General features: G+C 34.3%; 13 protein-coding genes. 3 read left to right on the plus strand and 10 right to left on the minus strand.

Features of this window, described 5'->3' with window-relative positions; genetic code table 11:
• Positions 1–139: 139 nt before the first annotated feature.
• From ACPUVN_RS12300 to pssA, 6 genes are all read right to left on the minus strand, one after another.
• On the minus strand, positions 140–1,246 hold the full coding sequence (locus ACPUVN_RS12300; RefSeq protein WP_426369190.1) for a hypothetical protein: 1,107 nt from the start codon (positions 1,244–1,246) through the stop codon (positions 140–142).
• 574 nt (positions 1,247–1,820) lie between these two features.
• Positions 1,821–2,177, minus strand: a complete 357-nt coding sequence (locus ACPUVN_RS12305) for a hypothetical protein (RefSeq protein WP_426360022.1) — start codon at positions 2,175–2,177, stop codon at positions 1,821–1,823.
• Positions 2,178–2,327: 150 nt separating this feature from the next.
• Complete coding sequence (gene pepN, locus ACPUVN_RS12310) at positions 2,328–4,982, minus strand: aminopeptidase N (protein ID WP_426369191.1); 2,655 nt, start codon at positions 4,980–4,982, stop codon at positions 2,328–2,330.
• A 410-nt stretch (positions 4,983–5,392) separates the two neighbouring features.
• A complete protein-coding gene (locus ACPUVN_RS12315; protein WP_426369192.1) occupies positions 5,393–5,872 on the minus strand; it encodes a YHS domain-containing (seleno)protein in 480 nt (159 codons plus the stop codon).
• A gap of 243 nt (positions 5,873–6,115) precedes the next feature.
• A complete protein-coding gene (locus ACPUVN_RS12320; RefSeq protein ID WP_426360019.1) occupies positions 6,116–8,062 on the minus strand; it encodes an alpha/beta hydrolase family protein in 1,947 nt (648 codons plus the stop codon).
• Positions 8,063–8,198: 136 nt separating this feature from the next.
• The gene (pssA, locus tag ACPUVN_RS12325) at positions 8,199–8,972 is read right to left on the minus strand and encodes a CDP-diacylglycerol--serine O-phosphatidyltransferase (RefSeq protein ID WP_426360018.1); all 774 of its coding nucleotides are present in this window, start codon (positions 8,970–8,972) and stop codon (positions 8,199–8,201) included.
• A gap of 210 nt (positions 8,973–9,182) precedes the next feature.
• Here pssA and ACPUVN_RS12330 point away from each other — a divergent pair, with 210 nt between their 5' ends.
• The gene (locus ACPUVN_RS12330) at positions 9,183–9,614 is read left to right on the plus strand and encodes a DUF4124 domain-containing protein (RefSeq protein ID WP_426369193.1); all 432 of its coding nucleotides are present in this window, start codon (positions 9,183–9,185) and stop codon (positions 9,612–9,614) included.
• Position 9,615: 1 nt separating this feature from the next.
• Here ACPUVN_RS12330 and clpB read toward each other — a convergent pair whose 3' ends face one another.
• The 3 genes from clpB to rluD all read right to left on the minus strand — a co-directional run bounded on the left by clpB (position 9,616) and on the right by rluD (position 14,046).
• The gene (gene clpB, locus ACPUVN_RS12335; protein WP_426360016.1) at positions 9,616–12,192 is read right to left on the minus strand and encodes an ATP-dependent chaperone ClpB; all 2,577 of its coding nucleotides are present in this window, start codon (positions 12,190–12,192) and stop codon (positions 9,616–9,618) included.
• 131 nt (positions 12,193–12,323) lie between these two features.
• A complete protein-coding gene (gene pgeF / locus ACPUVN_RS12340) occupies positions 12,324–13,085 on the minus strand; it encodes a peptidoglycan editing factor PgeF (RefSeq protein WP_426360015.1) in 762 nt (253 codons plus the stop codon).
• Complete coding sequence (gene rluD / locus ACPUVN_RS12345; RefSeq protein ID WP_426360014.1) at positions 13,072–14,046, minus strand: 23S rRNA pseudouridine(1911/1915/1917) synthase RluD; 975 nt, start codon at positions 14,044–14,046, stop codon at positions 13,072–13,074. Before rluD ends, pgeF begins: the two co-directional genes overlap by 14 nt.
• A gap of 220 nt (positions 14,047–14,266) precedes the next feature.
• On the opposite strand from rluD, the gene ACPUVN_RS12350 reads away from it, so the two are divergent.
• Entirely contained in the window at positions 14,267–15,028 is a 762-nt protein-coding gene (locus ACPUVN_RS12350) for an outer membrane protein assembly factor BamD (protein WP_426360013.1), read from the plus strand.
• Between the two features lie 60 nt (positions 15,029–15,088).
• On the opposite strand, the gene glnB is transcribed toward ACPUVN_RS12350, so the two are convergent.
• Positions 15,089–15,427: a nitrogen regulatory protein P-II gene (gene glnB, locus ACPUVN_RS12355; RefSeq protein WP_304370293.1), complete on the minus strand. Its 339-nt coding sequence runs from the start codon at positions 15,425–15,427 to the stop codon at positions 15,089–15,091.
• A gap of 177 nt (positions 15,428–15,604) precedes the next feature.
• On the opposite strand from glnB, the gene nadE reads away from it, so the two are divergent.
• Complete coding sequence (gene nadE, locus ACPUVN_RS12360; RefSeq protein ID WP_426369194.1) at positions 15,605–16,438, plus strand: ammonia-dependent NAD(+) synthetase; 834 nt, start codon at positions 15,605–15,607, stop codon at positions 16,436–16,438.
• Positions 16,439–16,457 lie beyond the last annotated feature (19 nt).

Consider the following 16,457-nt stretch of genomic DNA (forward strand, 5'->3'; position numbering starts at 1 on the left):
AGGGTGACTATTTTAGTTTGGCAAGCTTAACACTTGCGAATAACTAAAATAGTCACCCTTTTTTATAGAGGTAATTTAAATCACTCTACTTATGTGTAACACATAAATGACTACTCTATAAAAATCAATAATACTTAACCTACAACCAGTCAGACAGGTAGTCGGTTAGCTTGTCTTTTATTTTTTCTTCTATTGCATCATCTACCGTTTCTTCTACCTTCCCTTCTGTACTTTCTTCAATATTTTCGGGTAAGTCTGTTATTTTATCTTCAAGTTTTTGCTGCATTTTGTCAAAAAATGATTTCTTTTCTGGTTGTTGTTCAAATTCTTTTTCTAAAGCTTCTAACGCAACTTCTGCTTTTTCAACGTCTAACTCTATACTTTGTGCTGCAGTATCAGTACTTTCCACATTAAGGTTTAATTTCATGAAATTAGTTACTGATATTTTTTTATAAGTAGATGGCGCTAAAAATGTTGATGATGGTAAATTAGACAATTCTATTTTAACGACTTCACTAAAGTTTCCGTCATCATCTGAATCAAGATTAGCAGTTTCCCCTTTTTCAAAAGCATAAACCAAACTACCTTGAATAGTTTTAAGTGGATACACATTCGCAGTAAGCGCTTTGTACTCTTCAGAATCCGAATATGTTTCGTTATCACCTCCAAATACAGAACAAGATAGATCAAAACTGTTTAACGTTAATAAATGTTCGACTTCTTTAAGCAGTTTTTTATCGCTACTTAACCATATGTATTCTACTACCTCATCTCCTGCGGTAATCTTATATTGAGTCGTTTTATAACCAGCGATTATCTCTCCATGCTTTTGTTCAATAATGTCCACAGCGGGATTTCTAGCTGCATGAAACTCGGCTTTCTCTGCTGCTGTCATTCCTTCTATACTTCTCGCAATAATAGCATCACGCATAGCATTCATATCGATACTAGCTCCATCATTACCAGAATGTTCTGTAAAAAAAGATTTCATTCCTTCGCAATACTCCTCTGGACTAGTTTGAATATAAACTTTATGCTCATCCGATATCATTGTTATTCTTTCATTATCCCAATCAAAAATAGCTGTGTTATCTTCTTGATACTCAACTTTCATTAAACCTTGTTTAATAAAAAGTTTTTCACCACTTATGTTAGTTTGAACAATGTCGGCATAACAGTTAGAAATAAAAGATAATGATAAGGTAAATGCTATTACCGTAGAGCTGAGTTTATAGTTGATTTTCATGAAGTGTCCTTTGTATTTTCATGTGGATTTAATCGTTATTGATTGGTTGCCTAGTAAACTCATTAAGTTTACTCATTCTTATCAAACTTATCTTTCCAATAGAACAGTTCAATAGAGATGGCCAAACAAGTCGATAAAGTTCATCGACTTGTATTTAGTATTATTTCGACATCTCGGTTTTCAGTCAAGCTCTAGCGCTATTTTTATAGCTAGGACGGAACAAATTCTTTTGTTAAAGAATAGTGGAAATTACAACACTCCAGTTCATGTCCTACTTATAGTGAATGAGCGTTATCCAATAGAAAACATATCTGTTTTTCCTGTAAAATCGACAAAAAAGGATTATATAAATTACTATCTTCACGTTTTTATACGTACTTAATCATAAATGGCGTAGGCGTGAAAAATAAGACTCCACTTTTAACAAATATTACAACCATCTGTAATAGTGTTTTCATCTTCAAACGTTGTTAATCTTGTGGGTATTTAGACTATAATTAGAATCTAAATCAGCTTTACTAGAACGTAACCTAAGAGCCTCTCGGCATTATCAGAAGTATTACTAGCACTTAGCTTAATTAGCAACTTCTGCGGGACATTCTATATTAGCTTGCAGTGATGCAGGAATGAAACTTGTGATATAACGCTCATCATTGTAACTTTCTACACCATCTAATACTTCAATCTTAAACCCGTAGTTTCTACAAAGTTTAAATGATTGACGCACTAAAAATGTAGCCAAAGATGAAAAGCGGGTTTTACTGGTAGACCGAATAGTTAGACTATATGAATTATCGCTGTTTTTATGTTGCTCAAACTGAACGCTATGGTCGAAATCCCAAATAGTACCATCAACAACACTGCGTTTATCATCAAATATCTGAGCGCACCCAGAAATAAAAAAGACTAAAAGAACTAATACTGTTTTCATATTTATCTCCTATAAAAAGCTCATTGCATACTTAATAATACACTATTCAACAAATGAATGAATATAATGGTTAAGAGGTACAACGAGCTGTTATGAAACATTATTGAGGCAAAACACCAAATTAACATTTTGCCTCAGGTTGAAACCTACCTATTGAATATTCATTTTATTTTTGATCATTACACAACGTTCATCACTTTGAAGCGCCATTAATAATGAACGTTTTGTTCCTGACGATATATCGGTAAATGTATTCGCCGCTTTTTGTAAACGCTGTACGCTTTGCTCTGAACAGTTCATTGGGATCAGGTAACGTCCATAATTTCTCATGAAAGTATGATCATTAGCTGCATCAATGGCTACTAAAGTATTGATGCGCTGTTCTGCTGTAAGCTCAGATAAGTTATTTTGTTCTGAAGTATATAATACTGTCATTGCTGAGCGTAATTTTGAAAACTGCATATCTGTATTACTGTCATGAATTTTAGCTAACCAGTTATCTTTAGTCGCTTTATTTGGAACAATAACTTCAGCTTCAATAGCCGATTTTAATCCAGTATCTGAACCATCAGATTCTAACTCTTTAGCTATAAGTTTATCTGCACCGTTATACTGGAATCGACTTAACTGTTTAATGATATCCCAACGTAAATCTTGGTTAATGACTAAACCATCAATCACTTTCTTACCTGTTAGTAATTCATGTAAGTTAGTTAAACTATCCTTTGTACTAGTTACATTAACGTAGGCATCGAACCATCTACGCATATTGTTACCTGAATGATGTACGGTATTATTCCAAGCAAGTTGCTCTAGTTTTAATGCCATGCTTTTAACATACGTGTGATTTGTACCGTATATTTTATTTAAATACGATTTGCTTAACTCAAGTTGACCAATCACTTGACCTAAAATCGTATAGTCTTGCTCTTCAGAGATATTTTTTAACGCAACATCTAAATAGCTATTAAGAGCTAGTTGACCATCGCGAACGCTATCCCAAAGACTTTGCCACAACATAGAACGTAAAAGCGGATCTTCTACTTTATTTACATGTTCTTTAGCTGTTTCAAAAGATTTATCATCAAGTTGTACTTTTACAAATCCCCAATCTTCATAGTTTGGATAAACTAAATCAGGACATTGCACACCATTTAATTCAGTAACCTTAGTTGTTTTACCGTTATAAATATAAGGTAAAGACTTAACTTTATTGAGTTTATTACCTTCAATATTGAAAAGTGCTAGCTGGATTTTTTGCTCACGTAATGTTTGTGTTGCTTCATCAGGTGTTTGGTTAATTTCGAAATGAGTGATTACATTATTAACACATTCAAATCTAACATTAATGGTGTTCACTCCAGCGTTGTATAACCACTGCTCTTTCCAAGTATCTAAGTTACGATTACTTGCTTTAGCTAAACTTCCAATAAAATCATCTAAAACAGCGTTTTTATAAGCATTTTCACTCAAGTACTGGTGTATGCCTTGTCTAAAGGTTTCTTTGCCTAATAAAAAGCGTAATTGGTTTAACGCAGAAGCACCTTTTGAATAAGTAATAGCGTCAATATTATCAAAAGCGTTTGCCGTTGAAGGAATAGGAACTTCTATCGGGTGAGTTGTTACACTTTGGTCAGCACGGTAAGCTCCTTGTTTACCACCTGCATAAAAAGTTCTCCATGCGGCAGTAAATTCTGTTGCTTCGGCTGTTGCTAAAGTTGCCATAAATGCAGCAAAACTTTCGTTTAACCACAATCCATTCCACCATTTCATGGTAACTAAGTTACCAAACCATTGATGTGCCATTTCATGCATGATCACATTAGCAAGACGTTCACGTTTGCTTTTGCTCATTTCGCCGTTCGTTAAAAAGCTACCTTCAGCAAAAGTAATAGCTGCAGCATTTTCCATCGCGCCATATAAAAAATCAGGTACTAATACTTGATCGTATTTAGCAAATGGATAATCAACGCCATAATAGCTTTCAAAAAACGTTATACCTTGAGTGGTATATTGGAACCAATCACTTGGTTTTACTTGATCAGCAACCGATTGACGCACAAATAAACGTAATGGATATTTAGCGTTATTATCTTCCCACACTTTATATGGACCTGCATGAAGAGAGAAGTTATAAGGGCTTAATTTAGGTGTTTCGGCAAAGTACCAAGTATTCACTTGACCTTTTTTCTCAACACGACTTTCTTTCATTGCCGTTATTACAGACCAATCTGCGGGTGCTGATACTGACATAGTATAAGTTGCTTTAAGATCAGGCTGATCAAACAAAGCAAACATCTGCTGTGCTGCCGCAGGCTCAAAGTGTGAATATAAATAAACTTTGTCATCTACAGGATCTTGAAAGCGATGTAACCCTTCACCATCAGTACTGTGTTCACGAGTAAAGCTCACACTTACTTTGTTATCCCCTTCTACCAGTACATTGGCAGGTAAGGTAATAAACCATTGGTTATATTTTGGTGTTACCGCTTTGCCATTAACCAATAATTGAGTTATTTGTGCATCATTTAAATCAATCGTTAACGGGATGTTTGCATTATCTAATTGAAAGTTAATATGAGAAGTTGCTGCGAAGACGCTCTTTTCAGATAAAGAAAACTCTAAATTATAGTTAACATTAGAAACTCTGGCTGAGCGAGAGAAAGCTTGTTCTTGAGACAAGTAAGCATTTTCAGCTCTTTGTTGCACAGTTGATTTGTTTTCATCTTTTGAATTACCACTTAATTGACAAGCAGATAGTAGTAAAATAAAAAACGATGAAACTACGGGACGAAACAGGTTCATTCGTAAATCCTTATAAAATATGTTTATTTAATTTTTGATGCTTAACTATCCTAATAAAACGATATAACACTAATCGACTTTATTTATAAATAGCATACAAATATTCCCCTCTTAATAACCAACTCCATCGCACACACATTAAAATAAATACAATATCTTAATAATTACATTTATTAAGATATAGCTTAAGTACTTAGTGATTAAACATGCTGAATGAACAATTAATAAGAGGAATTGTTGTAAGATAAAATTTTATCTTGGGTCTGTTGGATTTTTCACGATTAAATATTTATCGATGTAATTCAACAGCCACAGTAACTTAAGTATATCTTAGAAACAAAAAAGACACCTAAAAAGGTGTCTTTAAATAATAATAAAAATTGTAAACATACGTTAACAGAGAAAATTAATTACTCTTTGATAAAGCTTTTTACATTAGTTTCTAAAGGATAGTAATAATCAGCATCTTTGATCATAGTTAACTTATCTTTTAACCATTTTTCGTTAACACTTTTACTGTAGTTCAAATAAAGTTTATTTTCATAAATATGAAAAGCATCAGGATCTATTCGAACCGTGTTACCTTCATCAACCATTGCATAGGCGCACCAACCACCATATTGCGGTGCATACTTTTCTGGAGCAGCTTCAAATAGCGCTTTATTTTCTTTGTTATCAAAATACCAATAAGCATCGCGCCATTTAACTTTAAACGCTTTATCGCCTTCTACTGCTTTATTTTGGGTGAAGTAGGCAACTGTATCGTAACCATCAATAGCAATACTATTAAAACGCCCTGTGTTGACAGCATCATCAACAGCGAAAGCTGACAAACTGAAAAACATCATAATTATTGCAGCGGCTTGAACTGACTTTTTAACTAAAAACATCTTTATTTTCCTTAAAAATAAATAACTACTTATAAGATAGGTTATGAAGGATTTTTCTTTCGCGTAATTTCTAACATTCTATTTAAATAGTAAATTAATCGATCTAAAACCTATCTTATGATGTAAATTGATTATTTAAAACTAGATTGAATCATCTACAATTTTTAATAAAAAAGCCCTCTATTTGTATGTAAATAGAGGGCTAATAATGTTCGATTTATTAAAGAAAACGTTAGAACGGTTTTAATCTAAATGTTCTTTTAAAAACCCTCCTATTTTTTTAAATGCATCTAAACGATTACTAGGTTCATCTAAATAATGAGTTCCATATTTATACTCTATGTATTCTACATCAAGTCCTGCTTTCTTAGCTTTATCATAAAAATTGGAGGATTGATCTAATCTAACTTGTGTATCATAAGTACCATGAATAAGTAGAATCGGCGCTTTAATTTTATCAAGATAATTAATTGCAGATACACTTGCTAATTCTTTCGCTACTTCACTCTTTGAAGGATCGCCAATTTCGTTAATAACATGAGCACGTAAACCTCCTTCCCAACGATAATCATCTTCAGCTAATTCTAGTAAATCACTTACACCGGCAACACTAACAATACATTTAAATGCATCAGGTTTTTGGAACGACGCTGTTAGAGCCACATAGCCACCATAACTATAACCAGCTAAACAAGCGTTATCAGTATTAACCAGTTTTTGAGTTTTCAACCAATCAAAGGCATCATATACATCTTCTTGCATTAATTTACCCCACTCGCGAAAACCTGACACTTCAAAGTCAGAGCCAAAACCACCCGAGCCACGATAATTCATTTGTAGAACAGCATAACCTTTACTTACGAAAAATTGAACAAAGGTATTAAAATATTGGTAATCTCGAACACCGATAGGGCCACCGTGAGGCCATACAATTACAGGTGTTTTTTTAGGGCTAGCATTATGTGGCAAGGTTAAGTAACCAGAAAGTTCTGTTCCATCTTTTGCTTTATAGCTATAAGGAGTTACATTAGGGAAGTTTTTGTTTGTTAAATAAGGATATTGTGTAAACCAAACCCCTGCTTTTTTAACATTTAAATCCATCCATAGAAATTTACTTGGGCTGTTATCACTGGCAGCTAAAATAAGCATTCTTTGCTTGTTTTGACTAAGGCTATAAATACTTGTCTCGAAGTTTTTAAATGTATTTTTAACTAATGTTGCAATATTATTGTCAGCATCTTCTATGTAGTGACTTCTGCGGAAGTTATCAAAATAATAAACACCTAAAACTCTATCTCGATCAGCAGAGTATATAACGCCTTCAATATCATATTTATCATGGCTATAAATAATACTATCGAATTCACCTTTTTCTATATCATATTGCCATAAAGAGGCTCTACGAGTTTCTCTATCACTAATAACCAATAATTTATTGTCTTGTACTATAATAGGTCTGAAGGTTTCACCTTTATATGCTTTTTTCTTATGTAATAAACTCCATTCAGATGATGCATCTTTTCGATACCAAATGGTTCTTACATCACGTTCAACTTTGTCTGTACCATAACCAAAAACAACAACACCTTCACTGTTTACAACCCAAGAATGAACATTATATGTATTAGCAAATAGCTTCTCTAAACTACCGTCGTTAACATTAAATTTAAAAACAGCGTGATCTTTATCTCGTTTATCATATAACTGAACTAAAATATGCTCTTTATCATTTTTCAGTAGCGAAACTAAACTAACATCTCCTGCTGCAATTTTTTCCCAGTTATTTAGATCTCTTCGTCCTCGTTGTTTAATTTCTCGTAAATTTTTACCGTCAATATCTATGGCAAATAAGCGTGTCATTCTAAAATAACGGTCGACAATCCTTTCCGAATAACTTGCAGAAACTAATACACGTTTCTCATTTATCCAATAAACATTATCTATCCTATCTTTAGCTTTTTTAAGCTTAACGAGAGTTGTAATTTCTTGACCGCCAAAATCACTCAAAATAACACTAGGACCATCATCTGTATTATAAATAGCAACGATCTTATTACCATCAGGTGAAACAGATGGTCTTTCAAACATAGGTAGAACACCGAAGTCTTTGTAGGAGAGTAGTGACTGAGCAGAGAAACTGCTAAAGGCAATACTATAAATAGCTATTGCTAAAATGAATAAACGCTTCATTAATACATCCTTGTTAATTTAAATATGGAAAATTATATTTTGCCTAATAAAAACAAAAAAGCCAATATAAATATTGGCTTGTGGGACGGAATTCTCAATCCTGATAAACTAAAAAAGCATCTAAAAAAATTTTATACTATTTAAAATCAGCATCTTTGTCGTCACCAACAACATGCTCTAGTTTAAGCTTTCTCACTCCTCTAATAGTGGTAAAAGGCCCAGAAAAAGCATAAATAACGAAAATGATGAGTAATACATTTTCAGGACTTGAGGCAACAATAACAAACGCAAGAACGATCAGTAGAACAACAACAAAGTTTACCTTTCCTTTCCAGTCGACATCTTTAAAGCTGCTATACCTGAAGTTACTCACCATCAGCAAACCTGTAATAATAGTAATTACGCCAACAATGTAACCATAATCTTGACCGACAATTTCGTACGACGAACCAACCCAGACTAAACTTGCAATAACGCCAGCGGCTGCCGGACTTGCTAAACCTTGAAAATAACGTTTATCAGCAACACCAACCTGTGTATTAAAGCGAGCTAATCTAAGTGCTGCACTTGCTACAAAGACAAAAGAAGCTAACCAACCAAATTTTCCAAAGTCATCTAATGCCCAGTTATAAGCAACTAATCCTGGTGCAATACCAAATGACACCATATCTGCCATGCTATCGTATTCAGCTCCAAATTCACTTTGCGTATTTGTCATTCTTGCAACTCGCCCATCTAAGCCATCAAATACCATAGCAACAAATATTGCGATAGCTGCACTTTCAAAGTGCCCATTCATAGAAGATACGATGGCATAAAATCCAAAAAACAAACCTGCCGTTGTTAATAAATTAGGTAAAAGATAAATACCTTTATTAGGTGTTTTTTCATTTGAAGAGTTTTGTGTCATTTTAAAACCATTAGGTTATACAAGGTGTTTGCGTAAATTTACCATAAGTCTAATTCACAACGATAGAATATTTACTATTATTACGCTTAAAAAGCATAAAATGTTTGAATTATTACTAGGGAATGTTATAGATTCATATTACACATTCTTAAGTAGATTTATAAACATCATAATTTACTTACTGATTTAAAAAATAAAAAGAGTTTAAAAATGAAATATTGGTCTGCAGGTTTATTACTTGCTTTTAGTTTGAATACTTTCGCCGATGGTATTATTTATAGATGGGTTGATGAAAGTGGTATTGTTCACTTTACTCAGCATCAACCTGCTGTAGGTGATTATACTGAATTGACCATGGCTAATACTCATTTATCAAATACTGATAAGAAAGATAATACGCCGAAAGAAACAAAAAGCTTAGTATCTCAGCCAGATAAAAAAGAAACGGAAGCTTCTGAAAACTTAACGATTGATACAGCTAAAAAATGTGAAGAAGCTAAGAAAAACTTAGCTACGTTAAGTGACTTTAATAGGATCCGCTTTGTAAATGCAGATGGCGAGACTCAAGTATTAGATAAAGAAGCACAGAAAGAGCAACTCGTTATTAATCAAGAACGAGTTGATCTTTTCTGTAAAAAATAACTTATGTAATTGTAAAAGTTAGTTTCTCATCTAGCAGTTCTATTCTAATAACACTCTCTTGAGTAATGTCTCCCGCCAGCAGTGATTGAGCTAGCGGGTTTTCAATTTCCTGTTGGATAACTCTTTTGAGTGGTCTTGCACCGAAAAAATGATCAAACCCAATGGTACCAATATAATGTAACGCTTCTTCAGATATAGTGAGTGTTATATCTTTATCTTTTAAACGTTTCGCAAGTAATTTAATTTGTATGCCCGCTATTTTCTCAATCTGACTTGTTTCTAGTGGATGAAATACAACAGATTCATCAATTCGGTTAATGAATTCAGGCTTAAAGTATTGATGAACTTCTTCCATCACCTGACTTTTCATTAATTCATATTGTTTTTCTGCACTAAACTTTTGGATAACATCAGAACCAATATTAGATGTCATGATGATCACTGTATTTTTAAAATCAACCGTTCTTCCCTGCCCATCAGTCAATCTTCCGTCATCAAGTACCTGAAGTAAGATATTAAAAACATCATGGTGTGCTTTTTCTATTTCGTCCAACAAAATAACTGAATAAGGTTTACGACGTACAGCTTCTGTTAAATAGCCGCCCTCTTCATAACCAACATAACCAGGAGGAGCACCGATAAGACGAGCAACAGAATGCTTTTCCATAAACTCTGACATATCTATTCTTATTAAAGAGTCTTCACTATCAAATAAAAAGTTAGCCAGTGACTTCGTTAATTCTGTTTTACCTACACCCGTTGGACCTAAGAATAAAAAAGATCCTATGGGTTGATCAGGATCTGATAAACCAGCTCTTGATCTTCTAATAGCATTTGATACTGATTCTACCGCTTCATTTTGTCCGATAACTTTCTCATGTAAGCTATCTTCCATGTTTAACAATTTTTCTCGCTCTTGTTCTAGCATTTTTGAAACAGGAATACCTGTAGCCTTACTTAAAACATCGGCAATTTCGGCTTCAGTTACTTTATTTTTTAGCAAGCTCATTTCTTGCATTTCAGCTTGGCTTGCTAAATCAAGTTGCTTTTCAAGCTCTGGAATTCGTCCGTGGTGCAGTTCAGACATTTTATTCAGGTCACCAACTCGAGTGGCAGCTTCAAGTGCTAATCTCGCTTGCTCAAGATCGGTTTTAATAGTTTGTGTACCATGTAATGCAGCTTTTTCAGTTGTCCATACTTCATCAAGCTCGTCATATTGGCTTTGCATTATTTCTATTTCTTGCACAATAATTTCTAAACGTTTTACTGAAGCAGTATCCGATTCTTTCGCTAAAGCTCTCTCTTCTAATTTTAGCTGGATCAGTCTTCTTTCTAAACGATCTAAATCTTCTGGTTTAGAGTCCATTTGTAAACGAATACTAGATGCAGCTTCATCAATCAGATCTATAGCTTTATCTGGTAACTGACGATCACTGATATAGCGGTAAGATAATGTTGCCGCTGCAACAATCGCAGGATCAGTGATTTCAACATTATGATGCAGTTCATAGCGCTCTTTTAAACCACGTAAAATAGCAATAGTATCTTCCACACTTGGTTCATCAACTAATACTTTTTGGAAACGACGTTCTAAAGCCGCATCTTTTTCTATATATTGTCGATATTCATCAAGTGTGGTTGCACCTACACAATGTAAGTCACCTCGAGCTAAAGCAGGCTTTAACATATTACCTGCATCCATAGCACCATCAGACTTCCCGGCGCCAACCATGGTATGTAATTCATCAATGAAGAGGATCACTTGCCCTTCTTCTTTCGCTAATTCATTTAAAACAGCTTTTAAACGCTCTTCAAATTCGCCTCGATATTTAGCGCCAGCAACTAAAGCTCCCATATCTAATGAAAGAACTCTTTTATTTCTTATACCCTCTGGTACAGCATTATCAATAATTCGTTGAGCTAGCCCTTCAACAATCGCTGTTTTACCTACACCTGGTTCACCTATTAAGACAGGATTGTTTTTGGTGCGTCTTTGTAATACTTGAATAGTTCGTCTTATTTCATCGTCACGCCCAATTACAGGATCGAGTTTTCCTTGCTCTGCTCTTTCAGTTAAATCTACCGTGTATTTATTTAATGCTTGGCGTACGTCTTCAGCATTTTGATCATTCACTGATTCTCCACCTCTTATATGTTCTATTGCTTTCTCTAATCGTGATTTATTAGCACCCAGCGCAGTTAACATTCTGCCTAGCGCGCCTTTATCTTCGATAGCAGCAAGAACAAAAACTTCAGATGATATGTATTTATCACCTAGTTTTTGAGCGTATTTATCACATAGATTAAATAAGTTACCTAGAGACGCTGAAAGTTGTACATCTCCTCCTGTGCCAGAAACCTGAGCTAAATTAGTTAAAGACGTGTCTATCTGATTACGTAAGGTATGAATATTTACGCCTGCACTCTTTAATAAGGGGATTACGCTATTATTATTTTGATTTAATAACGACATCATTAAATGAGTAGGCTCAATAAATTGGTGGTCTTTTCCTAATGCAAGCGATTGAGCATCAGAAATAGCTTCTTGGAATGTTTGGGTAAATCGGTCTAAGCGCATGGTACACCTTCAATAAAACGAAATTAAATATGATCTAGTTTAACTTTCTATAGTTTATTAATAGGGGCAAATTGCGAAATTTCAATCTAGATTCATTTACTTTTGATCTAGAATAATATTTATATAGATCTTTAAGTTCGACAAATCATAGTCGCCATTCGACCTGTTTTATGACTTCTTCTATAAGAATAGTAATCATCAGTCTGAGTGAATGTGCAATGAGGTAAGGAATATACGTATTGAGCACCTAGTTTTTCTAGCTGTACTTGGGCGATGAGATGTAAGTTAGCCAAATATTTAATTTCATTCTCTGAGGATTTAAAAGCAACAAAAGCTTTTTTAAAGTCTGAGTCTATTGAAATAAACTGTTCATATACCTCTTTACCTACTTCAAAGCTTGCAGGTCCTATACAAGGTCCTAACCAAACATGTAGATCTTGAACAGCAGTGTTCATTTTCAAGAGTGTCTGCTCAATAATATTTTGGGATAATGGTTTCCATCCTCCATGTATTACAGCAATTTCACTTCCATCAAGTGAAGAAATAATAATAGGTAAACAATCAGCCGTCATTACAGCAAGTGCTATATTCTTTTGTTGTGTAATAGAGGCATCAGCAATAAGCACACCTGAACATGTTGTTATAACTTCCACGTTATTTCCATGAACTTGCTCTAACCATTGAATTGATGTTTTTTCTGGAAGGTAGTTAAGTAAAAGATTTCTATTACTTTGAAGAATGCTTTTGTCATCGCCTACATGCAAACCTAAGTTAAAATTTCCGTAAGATGAAGAGCGTTTAAATTGTTCGGGATGATGAACAGTTGTAGTAAAGGCCACTACATTTTGTACTGGCCAAGACAAATAATGAAAAACGTTATTAGTACGGTTCAATTGAATGTAACTTACTATCTTCTCTTAACAGTGCAGTTAACTTAACCATATCTTCTGGTACATCAGCATGCCATGTCATTTGCTCACCCGTTATAGGATGAAATAACGATAACATTGCAGCATGTAAAGCTTGTCGATGAAATCCACGTAAAAAGTCACGTAAGTCTTCAGTTGCATTTTTAGGTGGACGAGGTCTACCACCATATACAGGGTCACCAACAAGTGGATGAGTAATATGAGACATGTGTACTCTGATTTGATGAGTACGCCCTGTTTCTAATCGCAAACGAAGTCGGGTATGAAGTCTAAACTTTTCCATAACACGATAATGTGTAACTGATGGGCGTCCTGAAAAAGATACAGCCATATGTGTGCGTTTAGTAGGGTGTCTGCCAATAGGTTGATCAACCAAACCACCAGCAGTCATAACACCAGCAGCAACAGCTTCATATTCACGAGTGATTTCTCGGGCTTGCAATGCTTCAACTAAATTAGTTTGTGCTGCAATTGTTTTAGCAACAACCATTAACCCAGTCGTATCTTTATCTAAACGATGCACTATGCCAGCTCTTGGTACAATTTCTACCTGAGGGCAATAATGTAACAATGCATTTAATACAGTACCGTCCGGGTTACCTGCTCCAGGATGTACTACTAAACCAGCAGGCTTATTAATAACTAAAATATCATCATCTTCGTATACGATATTTAACGGTAAATCTTGAGCTTTAAATCTAACTTCAGCTTCTATTACAGTATCGATAGCTATACTTTCGCCACCAAACATTTTTTCGCGTGCAATATTAACTACAGCGTCGTTTACACTGACGTGACCAGCTAAAATCCAATCTTTTAACCTTGTTCTTGAATAATCAGGAAACATTTCCGCAATTGTTTGGTCTAATCTTTTACCCAGACAAGATTCAGGGACTATACCAGTGTGTTGAATTTTTTCAGCCATTAAGTTCTCTTTAAATTTACCAAGCAAACTAAATATACTTTAGTACTGTGCAAGGAATGTTTGCTAGGTTAGAATGCTTGGATATTTTACCTGTTTGTGTGATGGGATGAAACCAACTTTATTAAATAAATATGAATGCGATAATTAATGCATGAATCATATAGAATTTTGATAAAGCCACATTAACTTTAGCTAAACCAACGTTGTGATTTTTATATCTATGGAAAAAATATCAATTAAAGTATTACTGACTGCACTTACATTAAGCTTAGTCGGTTGTTCATCTTCTGATGAAGTGAACATTGAAAATGTACCGAATAAATCTGCTCAAACATTATTCTCAGATGCACGAAAAGCACTTGATGATGGGTTATTTCAAAAAGCTATTCAATTATTATCAGCAATAGATGCTCGATTCCCATTTGGTCCTATATCTCATCAAGTACAAATCGATTTAATATATGCTTATTACAAAACGGGAAATGCCGAACAAGGTATTGCCTTAGCTGATAGATTTGTAAAATTAAACCCTGCGCATCCAAATGTTGATTATGTTTACTATATGAAAGCATTGATTAATTTATCAACTGAAGATAACTTATTCCAAGATTTAGTGGGAATTGATCGCTCAGATAGAGATCCTACAGCCTCTAGAAATGCTTTTCTTGGCTTCAAGAAGATCCTTACAGATTATCCAGAAAGTAAGTACGCTGCCGATTCAAGAAAACGTATGATTGATATAAAAGAACGTTTAGCTAGATATGAAATATCTGTTGCGCGCTTTTATTTGAAAAGAGATGCTTGGGCTTCAGCAGCTAACAGAGGTAGATATGTTATCGAATACTATGCGCCGAGTCAGCATGTTGAAGAAGCTTTAGAGATTATGATTGAGTGTTACGACAAGTTAGAGCTTAATGATCTTAAGAATAATGCAAAACAAGTATTAGCGGCTAACTTTCCTGACAATCCGCTGTTAAAATAATATAAGTTTTTCAAAGCACTAATATATAAATTAGTGCTTTGAATATATCTGCAGCCATTTCTATATAGCTGAAGCATCCTCTTCACCCGTTCTTATACGAATAATACGCTCTACATCTGTAACAAATATCTTACCATCGCCTATTTTACCTGTTTGCGCTGTAGACATAATAGCTTCAATACACCTTTCTACATCTTCGGTAGCAATAACAAGTTCAATTTTTACTTTAGGTAAGAAATCAACCATGTATTCTGCACCACGATAAAGTTCTGTATGACCTTTTTGACGTCCAAAACCTTTAACTTCAGAAACCGTCATACCTGTAACACCTATTTCGCCTAGTGCTTCTCGAACATCGTCTAATTTAAACGGTTTAATAATTGCTTCTATTTTCTTCATCATTTGATCCATTTCTATAAAGTTAAATTCATTGTACACAATTCACAACATCAATCAAAAATATCACTAAATAGCATACTATTAATGTGATAAATTTTGATACACTTACCTCATTATCTACCGAAGAATCTGATCCTTCAAATAAAATTATTATTTAATTACTGCTAAGGAAAATGCATGAATCCCCAATTAATTATTGATGAAATGAAAGTATTGCCTGTTATAGATGTTCCGTTCGAAATTAACCGCCGAGTACAATTCATTAAACAGCAATTAATAGGCTCTGGGCTAAAAAATCTAGTACTAGGTATTAGTGGTGGTGTTGATTCAACAACATGTGGAAAATTAGCGCAACTTGCAGTAAATGAATTGAATACTGAAAATAATGCTAGCGACTATAATTTTATAGCTGTCCGACTACCTTTTGATGTGCAAGCTGACGAAGAAGATGCGCAACTCGCTCTTAGCTTCATCAAACCCTCACATGATATATGCACCAATATTTTAAATGGAGCTAATGCCATACATAAAGAAACACTTGATGCATTATCTACTAGTAATTTATTAACCGCCTCAGATGCTCAAATTGACTTTTCAAAAGGCAATGTTAAAGCACGTACACGAATGGTAATGCAATATAACGTAGCTGGCATTCTGGGTGGCTTGGTACTCGGTACTGATCATTCCGCTGAGAATATTACGGGCTTCTTTACTAAATGGGGAGATGGTGCCTGCGATTTAGCACCATTATTTGGTTTATCAAAGCGTCAAGTTCGTCAGCTTGCTCAAGAGTTAGGTGCGCCAGAACAGCTCATTATAAAAGCTCCTACTGCTGATTTAGAGGAGTTATCACCAAGTAAGAAAGATGAAGATGCATTAGGTATTACTTATGATCAGCTTGATGATTTTTTAGAAGGTCAATTAACAGATAAAATAATTGAGAAAAAGATCATAAATATCTACCTAAAAACCCAGCACAAGCGAGCTGAAATACCAACAATTTACACCTAGTTTACATTCAATGCTAAAA

It is taken from the genome of Pseudocolwellia antarctica, assembly GCF_049933045.1.
Taxonomy (GTDB): Bacteria; Pseudomonadota; Gammaproteobacteria; order Enterobacterales; family Alteromonadaceae; genus Pseudocolwellia.

Bases quoted from the DNA above. Each gene is read 5' to 3' on its own strand.
- ACPUVN_RS12300 (WP_426369190.1), bottom strand. From the start codon at position 1,246: ATGAAAATCAACTATAAACTCAGCTCTACGGTAATAGCATTTACCTTA.
- ACPUVN_RS12305 (WP_426360022.1), bottom strand. From the start codon at position 2,177: ATGAAAACAGTATTAGTTCTTTTAGTCTTTTTTATTTCTGGGTGCGCT.
- pepN (WP_426369191.1), bottom strand. From the start codon at position 4,982: ATGAACCTGTTTCGTCCCGTAGTTTCATCGTTTTTTATTTTACTACTA.
- ACPUVN_RS12315 (WP_426369192.1), bottom strand. From the start codon at position 5,872: ATGTTTTTAGTTAAAAAGTCAGTTCAAGCCGCTGCAATAATTATGATG.
- ACPUVN_RS12320 (WP_426360019.1), bottom strand. From the start codon at position 8,062: ATGAAGCGTTTATTCATTTTAGCAATAGCTATTTATAGTATTGCCTTT.
- pssA (WP_426360018.1), bottom strand. From the start codon at position 8,972: ATGACACAAAACTCTTCAAATGAAAAAACACCTAATAAAGGTATTTAT.
- ACPUVN_RS12330 (WP_426369193.1), top strand. From the start codon at position 9,183: ATGAAATATTGGTCTGCAGGTTTATTACTTGCTTTTAGTTTGAATACT.
- clpB (WP_426360016.1), bottom strand. From the start codon at position 12,192: ATGCGCTTAGACCGATTTACCCAAACATTCCAAGAAGCTATTTCTGAT.
- rluD (WP_426360014.1), bottom strand. From the start codon at position 14,046: ATGGCTGAAAAAATTCAACACACTGGTATAGTCCCTGAATCTTGTCTG.
- ACPUVN_RS12350 (WP_426360013.1), top strand. From the start codon at position 14,267: ATGGAAAAAATATCAATTAAAGTATTACTGACTGCACTTACATTAAGC.
- glnB (WP_304370293.1), bottom strand. From the start codon at position 15,427: ATGAAGAAAATAGAAGCAATTATTAAACCGTTTAAATTAGACGATGTT.
- nadE (WP_426369194.1), top strand. From the start codon at position 15,605: ATGAATCCCCAATTAATTATTGATGAAATGAAAGTATTGCCTGTTATA.